The following is a 742-nucleotide window of genomic DNA, read 5'->3' on the forward strand; positions in this document are numbered from 1 at the left end:
TATTAACTTTACGTTGTGTTTGGAAAGCTGAATTCAGTAAAACAGAGTAACAATAAATTTACAATCTGCCTTATCTAGTGATAAGGAATGAACAGATGCTGTTACCGAATGAGACAATACGACCTCAGCTTCATGCGACCCAAAATGCAGACTGTGTGGTAATGGTGCCGCCAAAAGAGTTTCGCTTTAATGAAGAAACGCGCGCGACAACGAATTTCAGAATCAGATCGCCCTCTCTCAGGAAGAGGTAAGAAGCAAAACATTGGCAGAATTCCGCGCAATGGTTGGCAAATTGCGTCAGGAAGGGGTGCAAGTCGTGGAGTTTGACTACCCTGAATCGGACATTGCGACCCCCGATGCGGTATTCCCCAACAACTGGTTTAGCACCACGGCGGAAGGGGGCTTTTATACCTTCCCGATGGCGTGTGAAAACCGCCGTGAAGAAGTGCGCCCACAAGCCTTGATTGAAGCACTGACGGCCGCTGGCCGCGAAGTGCATCGCCAAGATTCTTTGACCGATTACGTGACGGAAGAGGCGTTCTTAGAAAGCACAGGCGTGATGGTGATTGACCATCTGAATCGCACCATTTATGCCGCATTGTCGCAGCGTTGTGATCGCCTTGTATTAGAAGAGTACGCCAAACGCATTGGTTACGAGCGTGTGATCTCCTTCCAAACCCTGTTGCCATCGGGGAAAAACCGATTTACCACACCAACGTATGATGGCGATTGGTGAAGCAAT

1 pseudogene is annotated in these 742 nt (G+C 48.5%); it reads left to right on the top strand.

The annotated features are described in order from the left end of the window. Positions 1-95: 95 nt before the first annotated feature. A pseudogene (locus tag CIK04_RS25560) lies at positions 96-720 on the top strand (arginine deiminase-related protein); the annotation flags it as partial. Between the last annotated feature and the right edge of the window lie 22 nt (positions 721-742).

It is taken from the genome of Vibrio sp. 03_296, from assembly GCF_002265885.1.